The 13,868-nt window shown below is 56.7% G+C and carries 12 protein-coding genes and 1 pseudogene; 3 read left to right on the forward strand and 10 right to left on the reverse strand.

Going from position 1 to position 13,868, the window contains the following annotated elements; genetic code table 11:
• The 3 genes and pseudogenes from CHB79_RS21955 to CHB79_RS18755 all read right to left on the reverse strand — a co-directional run.
• Positions 1-108: pseudogene (locus CHB79_RS21955) on the reverse strand (C4-dicarboxylate ABC transporter); the annotation flags it as partial.
• A gap of 428 nt (positions 109-536) precedes the next feature.
• Complete coding sequence (locus CHB79_RS18750; RefSeq protein ID WP_089361029.1) at positions 537-1,544, reverse strand: TRAP transporter substrate-binding protein; 1,008 nt, start codon at positions 1,542-1,544, stop codon at positions 537-539.
• 177 nt (positions 1,545-1,721) lie between these two features.
• A complete protein-coding gene (locus tag CHB79_RS18755) occupies positions 1,722-2,618 on the reverse strand; it encodes a LysR family transcriptional regulator (protein WP_010489934.1) in 897 nt (298 codons plus the stop codon).
• Between the two features lie 208 nt (positions 2,619-2,826).
• Here CHB79_RS18755 and CHB79_RS18760 point away from each other — a divergent pair, with 208 nt between their 5' ends.
• Complete coding sequence (locus CHB79_RS18760) at positions 2,827-4,029, forward strand: CaiB/BaiF CoA transferase family protein (protein ID WP_010489937.1); 1,203 nt, start codon at positions 2,827-2,829, stop codon at positions 4,027-4,029.
• 10 nt (positions 4,030-4,039) lie between these two features.
• Complete coding sequence (locus CHB79_RS18765) at positions 4,040-4,972, forward strand: hydroxymethylglutaryl-CoA lyase (RefSeq protein ID WP_089361030.1); 933 nt, start codon at positions 4,040-4,042, stop codon at positions 4,970-4,972.
• 68 nt (positions 4,973-5,040) lie between these two features.
• Here CHB79_RS18765 and CHB79_RS18770 read toward each other — a convergent pair whose 3' ends face one another.
• The 6 genes from CHB79_RS18770 to CHB79_RS18795 form a co-directional block, all read right to left on the reverse strand.
• Complete coding sequence (locus tag CHB79_RS18770) at positions 5,041-6,045, reverse strand: TRAP transporter substrate-binding protein (protein WP_010489940.1); 1,005 nt, start codon at positions 6,043-6,045, stop codon at positions 5,041-5,043.
• A gap of 74 nt (positions 6,046-6,119) precedes the next feature.
• A complete protein-coding gene (locus CHB79_RS18775) occupies positions 6,120-6,938 on the reverse strand; it encodes an HpcH/HpaI aldolase/citrate lyase family protein (RefSeq protein WP_010489942.1) in 819 nt (272 codons plus the stop codon).
• A 36-nt stretch (positions 6,939-6,974) separates the two neighbouring features.
• On the reverse strand, positions 6,975-8,180 hold the full coding sequence (locus CHB79_RS18780; RefSeq protein WP_089361031.1) for a CaiB/BaiF CoA transferase family protein: 1,206 nt from the start codon (positions 8,178-8,180) through the stop codon (positions 6,975-6,977).
• A gap of 83 nt (positions 8,181-8,263) precedes the next feature.
• Positions 8,264-9,613 carry an MmgE/PrpD family protein gene (locus CHB79_RS18785; protein ID WP_089361032.1) on the reverse strand — a complete coding sequence of 450 codons (1,350 nt, stop codon included), beginning with the start codon at positions 9,611-9,613 and terminating at the stop codon, positions 8,264-8,266.
• Positions 9,614-9,625: 12 nt separating this feature from the next.
• Positions 9,626-10,789 carry an acyl-CoA dehydrogenase family protein gene (locus CHB79_RS18790; RefSeq protein ID WP_010489948.1) on the reverse strand — a complete coding sequence of 388 codons (1,164 nt, stop codon included), beginning with the start codon at positions 10,787-10,789 and terminating at the stop codon, positions 9,626-9,628.
• Between the two features lie 36 nt (positions 10,790-10,825).
• A complete protein-coding gene (locus tag CHB79_RS18795; RefSeq protein ID WP_010489950.1) occupies positions 10,826-11,653 on the reverse strand; it encodes an HTD2 family dehydratase in 828 nt (275 codons plus the stop codon).
• A gap of 140 nt (positions 11,654-11,793) precedes the next feature.
• On the opposite strand from CHB79_RS18795, the gene CHB79_RS18800 reads away from it, so the two are divergent.
• Positions 11,794-12,696: a LysR family transcriptional regulator gene (locus CHB79_RS18800; protein WP_010489952.1), complete on the forward strand. Its 903-nt coding sequence runs from the start codon at positions 11,794-11,796 to the stop codon at positions 12,694-12,696.
• 35 nt (positions 12,697-12,731) lie between these two features.
• Here CHB79_RS18800 and CHB79_RS18805 read toward each other — a convergent pair whose 3' ends face one another.
• Complete coding sequence (locus tag CHB79_RS18805) at positions 12,732-13,751, reverse strand: zinc-dependent alcohol dehydrogenase family protein (RefSeq protein ID WP_010489953.1); 1,020 nt, start codon at positions 13,749-13,751, stop codon at positions 12,732-12,734.
• Positions 13,752-13,868 lie beyond the last annotated feature (117 nt).

A 13,868-nucleotide genomic window follows, 5' to 3' on the forward strand; every position in this document is an offset into this window, starting at 1 on the left:
GAGATTGTTGAGGATTACGTAGGTAAAGGTTACTAGCGTCATCGACCCTAATAAAAAGGCAATAAAGCCTTCTTCGAAGTGGTCCCAAACGCGCCTTAAGGCACCCATCAGAAATCTCCTGAACGATTTTTATTGGTTTGATCCATAAGGATGCGGGACTCTAACCTAGTCGTCCGCCTCCCGACATTCACTATTGGTGCATGCCGGTTTCGCTACAGCCGAAGGCTGGTACAAAGCTGCTGTTGCACTTGGAACCGCGAAAATAGGACGAGACTCAAGGGCCAACGTAGGTGACAGCCAGAGGCTGATCCGAAGAGCGAACGCAGCACGGGCTTGCCCAGCTATGCGTGGGAATAAAGCAGGCTTTTGGCGCTGTACTCAACCAACCCTGGTGCTTGGGCCTGCGCTGAAAAATAAGCTGCCAGCTTCTCATAGCAAGCCCAAGTGGGGGGCACTGAGATCAGTCGAATTTTCGGGGTTGGCCAAAAGCCTGAAACGGGCTGCGCGACCAGGCTGTTACCTGGTCGCGAGGGCTACTAGTTGGCTTGATTCGCTGCCTTTGCCGCTTCGATGACATCGCTGCCGATCTGCGCTTCAAACTTCTTCCAGGCAGGACTCACCGCATCGCGCCAGGCGTTGCGTTGCTCAGGCGTAAGGGTAATGAACTCGACCTTGCCTGAATCGATAATCGCCTGCTTGGCTTGCTCGTTGAGCTCCGCGGCTTGTTTGTTCACCTCGGTGGTGACTTCGGCAACGATCTCTTCAAGCTGGCTGCGGATATCCGCTGGCAGGCTATTCCAGAACTTGGTGTTGGTGATCAGTACGTAGTTGCCGATGGCATGATCCGACTCGATCATGTACTTCTGCACTTCGTAAAATTTCTGGCTGTAGATATTCGACCATGGATTGTCCTGGGCATTGACCACCCCGGTTTGCAATCCTTGGTAAATCTCGGCAAATGACATCTTGCGCGGGACTGCGCGCAATGCGCTGTACTGTGCAGCCTGCAAGTCCGATGGTTGCACACGGAACTTCAAGCCGCGTGCATCAGAAGGCTTGACCAGTGGTTTGTTGGCGGTCAACTGACGCATGCCATTGAGCCAGAACGCCAGGCCGGTGATGCCTTTGTCTTCCATCGACTTGAGCATCGCCTTGCCCTTGTCCGAGTTCTGGAAGCGCTGGGCAGCCGCCATGTTGTCGAACAGGAACATCATGTCGAACAGCTGTAGTTGCTTGGTGTATTGCTCAAGTTTCGAGGGCGCAGGAGCAAGCATCTGCACCTCATTGAGCATCAAGGCTTCCATCTCCTTGCCGTCGCCATACAGCGACGAATTGGAGTAGACCTGTACTTCAACTTTGCCCGCAAGACGCTCATCCACCAGTTTTTTGAACAGCAGCGCACCTTTGCCTTTCGGGGTGTTATCAGCAGTAATGTGCGAGAACTTGATCAGGATTGGATCGGCGGCCTGGGCAGTCAGGGCCCCAGCCAACGCAAAACCAGTGACCATGCCCAGCAGGAGACGACGGACAGACGGATACTTCATAAGTGAGCTCCTATTATTTTTGTCTTGGGAAACCCCTGAAACTACGCTCGTTAATTTTCAGAGGCTCCGTAGCTTTGAAACGGCGACACCTTGGCGACCCGCGAACTCTATCGCGCAGGTTTGCCAACTGAAATTCACATTTGAGTAATGAGCCCTTCGGCATCCACGAAGGCAGGTTCAGCGGGACTCGCTGCTCACCAAGTGTTCGAGCATCTGTTTTGCAGTAACGGACAATGCATCCAGGCTGCGCACGCCGATCTTTATTTCACGGCGTGCCCAATCATCGGTGAGGTTGATCACCTGGACATTCAGCGCTGGCAAATAGGTACGCACGGCAATCTCAGGCAGCACGCCAATGCCCATTCCGGTGTGGATCATGCGGCAGATCGCTTCGAAACTGCGCACCTGGATTCGCAAGCGTAACGTAGCGCCGAGATGGTGCACGCTGTGCTGCAACAGGCTGTGTAGCGATGCATCCTGCTGCAAGCCAATGAAGTCGTAACCCAGGGTTTCACGAAAGGCTATCGAGCCGCGAGACGCCAGGGGATGATCACGCGGGGTGACCAATACCAGGTGATCATGGCGATAGGTAAACAGCTGCAGGTCTTGCGCCGGTACATGCCCGGCAAAGATGCCGATGTCGGTCAATCCTTCGCGCACAGCGCGTATGGTTTCACTGCTGACCCGCTCCTCCAGATCAATTTTCACCTCGGGGTGCAGCTGGGTGAAGGTGCTCAGGTCTTCTGGCAGAAACTCAATGACTGAGGAGGTGTTGGCGTGAATGCGCACATGGCCTTTAACCCCTTCACTGAACTCGCTGAGGTCGGCACTCATCTGCTCAAGGTTATCCATGACTGTGCGCGCATGGTGCAACAAGGCATGGCCAGCCGGTGTCAACTCGACTCCCTTGGGCTGGCGGTATAGCAAGTTGATGCCCAACTGGCTTTCCAGGTCGCTCACCCGCTTACTCACCGCAGCCAAGGCCAGATGCTCGCGTTCGGCGGCCTTGGTCAGGCTGCGCTCATCGGCAATCGCAATAAACACCTTGAGTGTGATGAAGTCGATACGGCGCATGGCCTGTGTCCTCTGCCAGTTGGGGGCTTGCGAAAGTGCCAGCAGCTCATTTGCAGTCGCTTGCTATACATTCAGCACTGACAAGGCTCTCATAGATTTACTTCGTAGAATACGAAGTCAGGCTTGATAATTGATCAATTGTCCATAAACCTGGCTTGAGTGATTCTGCAGCCATGAAAGAACAAGGTATCCCGCTAGAGGCACAACAATGACAGATCAGAACGTGACCAATATGGCGCTGCAAGGGTTAAAGGTGGTTGAGATGGGCCAGCTGATCGCGGGCCCCTTTGCCAGCAAGCTACTCGGCGAGTTTGGGGCGCAAGTGGTCAAGATCGAGCCGCCAAAGGTCGGTGACCCACTGCGCAAATGGCGCAAGATCAAGGATGGCACCTCGCTTTGGTGGCACGTGCAGTCGCGCAACAAGCAGTCTCTGACCTTGAACCTAAGAGAAGCCGAAGGTCAGGACATCGTACGCAAGCTGATTGCCGAGGCCGATATCCTGATCGAGAACTTCCGTCCTGGAACCCTTGAAGGCTGGGGACTTGGCTGGGAGCAATTGTCGCAAATCAATCCACGGCTGATCATGCTACGCATATCTGGCTACGGTCAGACAGGCCCTTACCGCGACCTGCCCGGCTTTGGCGTGATCGGCGAAGCCATGGGTGGCCTGCGTCACCTGTCTGGTTATCCAGGCCAGGCGCCCGTGCGAGTAGGCATCAGCATTGGCGACTCACTGTCTTCGCTGTATGGCGTCATTGGCGTCTTGCTGGCACTGCAAGAACGTCAGCGCAGCGGTTTGGGCCAGTACATTGATGTGGCCTTGTATGAGTCGGTCTTCGCCATGATGGAAAGCCTGATTCCCGAATACGATGTCTTCAACTACATCCGTGAACCTGCCGGCAGTGCCCTGCCCGGTATTACGCCCTCCAACTCCTACCCCTGCAACGATGGCAGCTTCGTGTTGATTGCCGGTAATGGCGACAGTATCTACAAGCGCCTGATGACACTGGTGGGCCGCGAAGACCTGGCCAACGACCCACGCCTGGCCCATAACGATGGTCGCAGTGAGAACGCCGAGCTGATCGACCAGGCGATCGCCGACTGGACCCGTGTACGCGAGCGCGACGAAGTCTTGGCGGCACTCAATCAAGCACAGGTTCCGGCAGGCTTCCCCTATACCGCAGCCGATATTGTCAAAGACCCCCATTACCTGGCGCGGCAGATGATCGAAACCGTGCAGACCGCAGCCGGGCCACTGAAAGTGCCAGGCGTATTGCCCAAGCTGAGCCGAACCCCGGGACGCATTGGCACCGGCGGCCCGGCCCTGGGTGAGCACACAGACGATGTATTGGCTGGCCTGGGCCTGACCGAAGAGCAGCGTCAAGGCCTGCGCGATCGCGGAATAGTATAAGGAACCTATGATGAGCAAGCGTCTGTACATCCAGGAAGTCGCTACGCGTGACGGCTTCCAGATAGAACCCAACTTCGTAGCCACCGAAGACAAGATTGCACTGGTCAACCGTCTCTCACACACTGGCTTGGCCAAGATCGAAGTCACCTCCTTTACCTCGCCCAAGGCCATTCCAAACTTGCGTGACGCCGAAGAAGTGATGCGCAGTATCGACCGTGTGGCCGGGGTTGAATACACGGTGCTGGTACCTAACGTCAAAGGCTGCGAGCGCGCACTGTCATGTCAGGTTGATGAAATAAACCTGGTGATGTCTGCCAGTGATACCCATGGCCTGGCTAACTTGCGCATGACGCCTCAGCAGTCCCTGGCCCAGTTCAGGGAAATCATCGAAGTTGCGCGTGGTAGCAAGGTATTTATCAACGCCTCGCTCTCCACCACCTTTGGCTGCCCTTTTGAAGGTGCCGTGGCCGAGACTCGCGTGCATGAACTGATCCAGCGTTTGACTGACATTGGCGTGCAAGGCATCACCCTCTGTGACACCACCGGCATGGCGGACCCGGCGCAAGTCGAGCGCATCAGCCGCGAGGCCCTGCAACGCTGGCCGCAAACGGTGTTCACCCTGCACTTTCACAACACCCGAGGCATGGGCCTGGCCAATGCCATCGCTGCCCTGAATGCTGGCGTTGATCGCTTTGATGCATCGCTCGGCGGGCTGGGCGGTTGTCCATACGCACCGGGCGCCAGCGGTAATATCTGCACAGAGGACCTGGTGCATATGTTCCAGCGCATGGGGTTCGATACCGGCGTAGACCTGGATGCGCTGCTGCAGGCTGCGGCGAGTCTGCCTGAACTGCTCGGCCATGATGTGCCTGGCGCGATCCTCAAGGCCGGCAAAGCTGATCGGCGCTATCCAAAACCCAAGTGGATGGATGCCGCGAGCTGATGTACAAGCACAAAAAAACGGGCGACCTGATCAGGCCGCCCGTTTTTTGTATCACTCAAGGATGGATCTCAAGGCGTATTTGAAGCCTCGGCGGCCTTGATCAGGTCAGCACCAATCTGCGGCTCGAATTTCTTCCACACTGGCTTCATCGCTTCACGCCACTTTGCACGTTCTTCAGGCGTCAGGGTGATGATTTCAGTGGTGCCAGAATCAATAATCTGTTGCTTGGCTTTCTCGTTCAGGTCCGCAGCCTCTTTGTTCACCGCGACAGTCACCTCGCCCATGATTTCATCAAGCTGGGTGCGAATATCATCCGGCAAGCTATTCCAGAACTTGGTGTTGGTGATCACCATGTAGTCGATCAGGCCATGATCCGACTCAGTCATGTACTTTTGCACTTCATTGACTTTCTGGCTGGCGTAGTTCGACCAGGTATTCTCTGTTCCGTTGACCACGCCGGTCTGCAAACCCTGGTAAACCTCGGCGAAACTCATTTTGCGCGGGTTAGCCCTGATTGCCTTGAACTGTTCTTCAAGTACCGCCGATGCCTGCACGCGGAACTTCAAGCCGCGGGCATCGCTCGGTACGCGCAATGGCTTGTTCGCGGACAATTGCTTGGTGCCGTTGTGCCAATAGGCCAGGCCCGTGATGTTTTTGTTTTCCATCGACTTGAGCAAGGCCTTGCCTTGCGGGCTGCTTTGGAAACGGTCGGCGGCGGCCAGGTTGTCAAACAGGAACGGCAGGTCAAAGATCTGGACCGGCTTGGAATACTGTTCAAACTTGGCCAGTGACGGCGCCAACATTTGGACGTCGCCAAGCAACAACGCTTCCATTTCCTTGCCGTCGCCATAGAGCGACGAGTTCGGGTAGACCTCGACCTTTACCTTGCCTGGCAGACGTTCTTCGACCAGTTTTTTAAACAACAGTGCCCCCTTGCCTTTAGGGGTGTTGTCTGCGACCACATGGGAAAACTTGATGATAATCGGGTCCGCCGCATGAGCCAGGCTGGCGAAGCCAACCGACATCGATACAGCAGCGGCGCATAGCAGTGTCTTAAATGGAAGCTTATACATTGAATACCTCTTGTTATTGTTGGTAGACCTCAACCTCTGCACGGATGCGCAGAGGCCATTTAGCGAGCTTTTAGTCACATGCCGGCACGTTCGAGTAAACGCTTGGCATGACCGAGAACCGGCGCATCAACCATCTGCCCGTCGATTACAAACACACCAGCGCCCTGCGCTGCCGCATTCATTACGCGTTGTGCCCAATCCAGTTCGTCTGCCGCTGGCATCAGGCTTTGGTGCACCACGGCAACCTGTTTGGGGTGAATACACAACATGCCGCCAAACCCCATGTCATTGGCGTCGCGCGCAAATTGCGCCAGTCCGTCGGGGTCGTCGATTGCCGGGAATACGCTGTCTAGCGGCGGCGCCAGTTCGGCCAGGCGCGACTGCAACACAATGGCGAAGCGAGCCTGGTCAAGCATGCGTGAAGCACCCGCCGTTGCGGCTGCCAGCCCCAGGTCAAGCCCCAGGTCCAGGCCGCCAAACGACAGCCGCTCGACACCTTGGGCCTGGGCAATTTCAACCAGTGCCTGCAACCCCTTGGCGCTTTCTACAATTGGCCAGATCGGCTTTTTGCAGGTGGCCAGGTGGCGAACCTGGGCAGCGCTTTCTACCTTGGGCAGTAATACGCCGACAACGCCTGGATGGCGGCTGCACAATGCAATATCCGCGTCATGGCCGCTGTGACTGGCCGCGTTGATACGCACATGCAGGCGAGCCTCGGGATTGGCTTGCAAGAATGCGTCAAGATCAGCTCGCGCTTGCTCCTTGAGCGTTTCTTCTACTGCATCTTCAAGATCAACAATTACTGCATCACTGCCAACGGCAAGCGCCTTTGGGATACGTTCCGGGCGTGATGCGGGCACGAACAATGCCGTGCGAATGATCGATCCATTCATGGTCATTTCACTCTCTATAGCTCGCACAGGCACTGTTTAAACGACACTGCGTTCATGGAGTTGCTGGATATCGCTGGCACTCAAGCCCAGCTCGCCAAGCAGAGCGTCGGTGTGCTCGCCCAGAGCCGGGATGCCATCCATGCGCGGGCTGAAGGCGCTGTTACGGCCTGGGGGCAAGAGCGCCGGAAGCATTCCAGACGGGCTTGATACTTCGGTCCAGCGCTGGCGGGCCTTGAGTTGCGGATGCTGCCAAACGCCGGCCATGTCATTGACATGGGCATTGGCAATTTGCGCCTCGTTTAGCCGCTCGATTACCTGTTCGGCGCTCAGCGCAGCGAAACTTTCAAGAATGATTGCGCGCAGCTCCGCTCGATTGGCCGAACGCTTGGAGTTGGCTGAAAATCGTGGATCATCGGCCAGCTCAGGTTGCATCAGCACCTTGTCGCAAAAGGCTCGCCATTCGCGCTCGTTCTGCAGGCCAAGCATTACGGTTCCGCCATCGCCCGCCGGGAACGGGCCGTATGGATAGATAGTCGAGTGTGCAGCGCCCGCCCGCGGTGGTGGCGTTGCACCTTGATAGGCGTAGTACATGGGGTAGCCCATCCACTCCACCAGGCTTTCGAGCATGGACACATCGACCCGGCTGCCAACACCCGTCTTGTCGCGCAGCATCAGTGCCGACAACACGCCGGTATAGGCGTACATGCCGGCGGCAATATCTGCAATAGAGCAACCGGCCTTGGCCATCTGCTCATCGCCCTCGCCGCCTGTCACGGACAAAAAGCCACCTTCGCTTTGGATCAGCAGGTCATAGGCTTTCTTCTGCTCGTAAGGGCCGCCTTCGCCATAACCGGAGATGTCGCAGACAATCAGCTGCGGGAAGCGTTCGTGCAGGGACTCGAAAGACAAGCCCATGCGTGCGGCTGCGCCTGGGGCCAGGTTTTGCACCAGTACGTCGGCCTTGGCCAGCAAGGCTTCAAGTACAGCCGTGGCTGGTTCTTGCTTGAGGTCCAGGGTCAAGCTTTCCTTGGAACGATTGGTCCAGACGAAATGCGAGGCCAATCCCGAGACACGCTCGTCATAGCCACGGGCGAAGTCACCGCTGAGCGGGCGCTCGACCTTGATGACCCGAGCGCCAAGATCAGCCAGTTGACGGGTACAAAACGGAGCCGCAATGGCATGCTCCAGGCTAACAACCGTGATGCCGTCCAATGGACGTGGCGAACTAGTGGAACTGTTCATGATTATTCTCTTGTTTGGCAACTAGGGAACCCCTGAGAAACTACTGCGCTCGCTACCTTTTCCAGAGGTTCCCTAAGACATGATTAGCAAAGGCTGTTTACTGACGCGCAATGGCGCAAATTCCAGGCCTGGTTAATCAACTCATCCGTCCTGGCCGAATCCTTGTGCCCAGCGAATGCAAGTAAACGACGGAACTTGTCTTCCAGTTCTGTCCGCGACAATGTGTTGCCTGGGTCGCCTTTGGGGTCATCTATTGCACCTTGTACAAGACGACCATCAAGGGTCAGCACCTCGACACGGCCGAGCCACCGTTGCGGATAAGCCGCATCGACCTCGGTATCAAGCTGCATACGCACCTTGGCCCTAAAGCTGGCGACACGCGGGTCATGCAATGCAAACTGTTCGAACTCCGGCAACCCGGCCTTGCCATGCACTGCAATCAGGCCAAGCACAGTGCCCATTGAGAACTTGGCCTGATGAACGCTGCTGGGTACATCCACCCGGCCCAGCACATCGATTGCGCCTTGATGAACCCGGGTTGTGACCTGCTCGATCTGCTCATGACCCAGCCCCTGTGCCTGCATCAACGCCAACAAGGCGTCTGCTGCCGGGTGCGTGTGGCGGCACGACGCATGGAGCTTGAATGAGGTTTCACACAAGGCCCAGCGGCTGCCCAGGCGATCGGACAACTTGCCAGGATTGGCGTCGCTGGACATGCCTGCCGCCATTCCCTGATCGCCCTCAAGAATGTTGCGCGCCCCGCTCAAACCTTCAGCGGTTAGATACGCCGCAAGCACTCCATCGGCAGCGGCCTTGGCCGTGTGCAATTGCTTGGAGTCGGCGGCGTCACGCAGGAACTCCCACAAACCTGCCGCCTGGGTGCCAGCAGTGCCCAGCAGATTGATGAACTGTTCACGATCAAACTTCAGCAGCTTGCCGACGGTTACCGCAGCGGCCAGGGTGCCGACCGTCGCTGTGGTGTGGAAGATCCTGTAGTGCGAACGCCCGAGGAACTCGCCGATGCGAATGCCTGCCTCATAACCCACGACCGTGGCCAGCAGTAGCTCCTGGCCGCTGCAACCCAGGTCCTGCGCTGCAGCCAGTGCCGCCGGGAACACAACAGTGGCTGGGTGCAGCACCGAACTGTTGTGCAAGTCATCCTGCTCAACCAGATGCGACGAAGCCCCATTTACCAAGGCTGCGAAGTAGGCGCTGGTGTATTTGCCGCTCACCAGAATCTTCGCCTTGCCAGTCTCCGGCCCCATGGTTTGCGCATAGCGCTCGAACAATGGGATGGGATGGCGATCCTGGCTGGCCAGTGCAGAACCGAGCCAGTCAAGGTAAAGCTCCTCGGTCCTGTCGAGCACAGCCTGGGGAAGTTGCTCATAACGCAAGTCAGCCATAAACGCGGCAAGCTGTTCTGTATGAGTCATGGGCTGACGACCTTAGAATGAGCGAGGCAAGTCGAGCAGGTGCTCGGCCACATAGGACAGGATCAGGTTGGTCGAGATCGGGGCAACCTGATACAAGCGGGTCTCGCGGAATTTGCGCTCAATGTCGTACTCGCAAGCGAAACCAAAACCACCGAAGGTCTGCAAACAGGCATTGGCTGCTTCCCAGGATGCTTTTGCCGCCAGGTACTTGGCCATGTTGGCACTGGCACCGGCGTTCTCACCGGCGTCATATTCATCACAGGCGCGCCAGCGCATCAGGTCAGCGGCCTCGACTTCGATGTGCGCCTCGGCAATCGGGAATTGCACGCCCTGGTTCTGGCCAATCGGACGACCAAAGACTTCGCGGTCGCGCGCATATTGACTTGCCTTCTCGATAAACCAGCGGCCATCACCGATGCACTCGGCGGCAATCAGCGTGCGCTCTGCGTTCAAACCGTCAAGGATGTAGCGAAAGCCCTTGCCTTCCTCGCCAATCAAGCTGTCAGCTGGCAACTCGAGGTTATCGAAGAACAGTTCGTTGGTTTCATGGTTGACCATGTTGGCAATGGGCTGGACTGTCATGCCATTGCCAATTGCCTCGCGCAGATCAACCAGGAAGATCGACATGCCTTCGGATTTTCTTTTCACTTCAGCCAGCGGCGTAGTGCGCGCCAAGAGAATCATCAGGTCGGAATGCTGGATGCGTGAGATCCAGACTTTCTGGCCATTGATCACATATTTGTCGCCCTGCTTCACCGCAGTGGTTTTGATCTTGGTGGTGTCGGTGCCAGTCGTCGGCTCGGTCACGCCCATCGATTGCAAGCGCAGCTCACCGCTTGCCAGCTTTGGCAGGTAATAGCTTTTCTGGGCTTCGCTGCCATGGCGCAACAAGGTGAACATGTTGTACATCTGGCCATGCACGGTGCCGGAGTTACCGCCGCAACGGTTGACTTCCTCAAGGATGACCGAGGCTTCGGCAAGGCCCAGGCCGGAGCCGCCGTACTCTTCAGGAATCATTGCCGAGAGCCAGCCAGCCTCGGTCAGCGCCTTGACAAAAGCTTCCGGGAAGCCTTTTTCTTCATCGATTTTGCGCCAGTATTCAGCTGGAAATTCGGCACACAGGGCACGCACGCCTTCGCGGATAGCATTAAGTTCAGGATTATTATTTGGATTCATCATTCCCATCTCATCTGAGCCAAGGAGTTGGCTGTATCAATCAAATTTCACTTCACTGCGCTGGGCCATCCCACCTTCGTTGCCAGCCCATAGTTGGGCGCTGCCAGCAGCATCGATCTTGCCGCCGACCTCGAAGGGGTGCGGCGCGACCAACGGCCGTAAGCCACGGTAGGAAAACTGGCGCAAACGCGCTTGCGGGTTAGCCCGACAGAAGGCGCGCAGGCTCAGGGTGGCGATCAACGGGCCGTGCACGACGAGGCCTGAATAGCCTTCGGTATCGGTCACATACGGCCAGTCGTAATGAATGCGGTGACCGTTGAAGGTGACGGCCGAATAACGGAACAACAGGGTTGCCGTTGGCGTGATCGACTCCTGCCAATCCCCCTCTACCAGCGACTGACCGCTGCTGTTTTTAGGTGGGCTTGGTTCGCGATACACAATGTTTTGATCTTCACGAATGGCCAGTTCGCCATCCTGAAAATATTCATGCTGCACGGTGACGAACAACAGTGCGCCTGTGCTGCCATGCTTCTCTTCGATATGGGTGATGGTTGAAACCCGTGTGGCATCGCCACCTACACGCAAGCTCTGGATAAACTCGATTTTGCCGCCGGCCCACATGCGGTTACGGTTATCAGCCGGTGGCAGGAAACCGCCACGGGCCGGATGCCCATCCTCGCCCAGGCCATTTTCGGCTACGGGGTTCTGGAAAAAAGCCCAATGCCACAGAGGCGGCAACGCTTCGCCATGGGCCGGGGTTTCTTCACCCAGGGTTGCGGCAATGCGCATCACCAGGTTACGACTCAGTTGGTCATGGACTTCTTCGGAACGGCCAATCCAGGCAGATAATGCAGCGTCAGTCATGGGTTACTTCCAACAGTGCTCTTTTTAGTTGCACTTAGGATGCGTCTGACACAGCGTTCTGTGAATTTACATTTACATAACTCGGCGTTCGGTTAACCTGAACGCAAGATTTAGCCTCGCTCGATGACGCAGAGACCCTTATGCACTTTGATTTACCCGACCTGCGCTTGTTTATTCATATTGCCGAATCGCCTAGCCTGACCCAGGGGGCACGACGTGCGTTTCTTTCGCCGGCGGCAGCCAGCGCGCGGATCAAGGCCCTCGAAGCACAACTCGACTCGCGCCTGCTCTATCGGGACAGTCGTGGGGTTGAACTCACCCCTGCCGGTGAGCGCTTGCTGCACCATGCACGCCTGATCATGCGCCAGGTTGATTACCTGAAAAGTGAATTCACCGATTACGGAGCCGACGCTGCTGGCCATATCCGCATCTTTGCCAATACCACGGCGGTAACCGAGTTTTTGCCAGAGGTGCTTGCCGGGTTTCTGGCCGAGCGTCCCGGCGTCAGTATCGACCTGCAAGAGCGCTTGAGCCGTGACATTGTGCGTGGCGTGCTCGACGGCAGCACTGATCTGGGCATAATTGCCGGGCCAGTCGAGGTCAGCGGCCTGCAAGTACTGCATTTCAGTACCGACCGCCTATTGCTGGCGGTGCCGAAAAATCACCCGTTGGCCGATAGACAGCAAGTGACACTGCGCGACACCCTTGAGTACCAGCACATTGGCCTGCACGAAGGCAGCACCTTGTTGAGTTTTTTGCGTGAACAGGTAGAAAAACTCGGCACCAAGCTTTCGCTACGGATCCAGGTATCCAGCTTTGAAGCCATCTGCCGCATGATCGAGGCAGGCGTAGGCATCGGCATCATTCCCGAATCCGCCGCCCAGCGTCATAGCCGCACCATGCAGCTGACCACCATCGAACTGAATGAGCCCTGGGCCGTGCGTGAACGCAGTATTCTGGTACGTGATCTGGAAGCCTTGCCAGGCAGCGTGCGTGCGCTGATTGCAACGCTAATGCCAGAGAGAGACAGCAAAACGCCCTGAATCAATCAGGGCGTTTGGGCACAGGCTAAGTCGGCCTAGCTCTTGACGTTGAGCACCACTCGACCACGACTTGGGCATTCGCTCATATAGACGTGTGCCTGGCCAACCTTGTCGAAACTGAAGGCTTTATCAACCAGTGGCTTGAGCAAACCATCGCCGGTGAGTTGATTGATGCCTTGCAGCGCTCGGGCAACCGCTTCTTTATCCTGCGGGATACCCAATTCCTGTTTGCCGGTAAAGTTACCGATGCAATGCACGAAGAACTGAATGTTCTTCTGGAAAGCGGCGCAGGCTGGAAATGGCGTCTCGTTGCCACCTTGCAGCCCGTACAGCACCAGACGGCCACGCGGCGCCAGTGCATCACCAAGCAGGCACATTTGTGGGCCGCCCAGTGTATCCATGACGATATCCACGCCGCGATCATTGGTCAGCTTTTTAACCCGGCTGACCAGATCCTGCTCTTCGGTCAAAATCACATGTTCGGCGCCGAGTCCACGCAGGAAATCGGTGTCCTCGTCAGTATCAGTAGCCGCTATGACATGGGCGCCCAGCGCTTTTGCCATTTGCACTACATAAGGCCCCCAGCAGCGGCTGGCAGCCGTAATCAGTACCGTTTCGCCGGCTTTCACACGGGCCAGTTCGACCATGCCGAACCAGCCAACCATGGAAGGTAAAAAGTGAACGCAGGCCTGTTCAGGCGTCAAGACGTCCGCGTAGCGCGCCACTGAGGTACGCGGCAACACCACCTCTTCAGCGTAGGCCGGGTAGTCGTTTGGGCTGTGAGCCGGGAAACTGGCAACTTTATCGCCAACAGCCAAGTCGTCAACGCCTTCACCCACAGCTAAAATCACGCCGGCGACTTCATAACCCAGTCCAGCCGGAAGCTGCGCGTGCGTGGTCGCAAGATTCTGGCGCCAAAGCACGTCTTGCCAGCTAACACCGATAGATTCGACGCCGATCAACACTTCGCCAGCGGCAGGCGCAGGGCGCGAGCGCTCTTCGATTTTGAGGACATCTGCCTCGCCAAACTGATGAAAACGGATAATGCGGGACATCATAAACCTCTTCGGTTGACCCCTTTAGACTTAGACTTTATCGGGCCTTTGTGAGCAATACCACATGCCAATACTAATATTCACCATGCCTGTCGATGATGATTGGCGGTTACAATA

The organism is Pseudomonas segetis, assembly GCF_900188155.1.
In the GTDB taxonomy this organism is placed as follows: domain Bacteria; phylum Pseudomonadota; class Gammaproteobacteria; order Pseudomonadales; family Pseudomonadaceae; genus Aquipseudomonas; species Aquipseudomonas segetis.

Bases quoted from the DNA above. Each gene is read 5' to 3' on its own strand.
- CHB79_RS18750 (WP_089361029.1), bottom strand. From the start codon at position 1,544: ATGAAGTATCCGTCTGTCCGTCGTCTCCTGCTGGGCATGGTCACTGGT.
- CHB79_RS18755 (WP_010489934.1), bottom strand. From the start codon at position 2,618: ATGCGCCGTATCGACTTCATCACACTCAAGGTGTTTATTGCGATTGCC.
- CHB79_RS18760 (WP_010489937.1), top strand. From the start codon at position 2,827: ATGACAGATCAGAACGTGACCAATATGGCGCTGCAAGGGTTAAAGGTG.
- CHB79_RS18765 (WP_089361030.1), top strand. From the start codon at position 4,040: ATGAGCAAGCGTCTGTACATCCAGGAAGTCGCTACGCGTGACGGCTTC.
- CHB79_RS18770 (WP_010489940.1), bottom strand. From the start codon at position 6,045: ATGTATAAGCTTCCATTTAAGACACTGCTATGCGCCGCTGCTGTATCG.
- CHB79_RS18775 (WP_010489942.1), bottom strand. From the start codon at position 6,938: ATGAATGGATCGATCATTCGCACGGCATTGTTCGTGCCCGCATCACGC.
- CHB79_RS18780 (WP_089361031.1), bottom strand. From the start codon at position 8,180: ATGAACAGTTCCACTAGTTCGCCACGTCCATTGGACGGCATCACGGTT.
- CHB79_RS18785 (WP_089361032.1), bottom strand. From the start codon at position 9,613: ATGACTCATACAGAACAGCTTGCCGCGTTTATGGCTGACTTGCGTTAT.
- CHB79_RS18790 (WP_010489948.1), bottom strand. From the start codon at position 10,789: ATGAATCCAAATAATAATCCTGAACTTAATGCTATCCGCGAAGGCGTG.
- CHB79_RS18795 (WP_010489950.1), bottom strand. From the start codon at position 11,653: ATGACTGACGCTGCATTATCTGCCTGGATTGGCCGTTCCGAAGAAGTC.
- CHB79_RS18800 (WP_010489952.1), top strand. From the start codon at position 11,794: ATGCACTTTGATTTACCCGACCTGCGCTTGTTTATTCATATTGCCGAA.
- CHB79_RS18805 (WP_010489953.1), bottom strand. From the start codon at position 13,751: ATGTCCCGCATTATCCGTTTTCATCAGTTTGGCGAGGCAGATGTCCTC.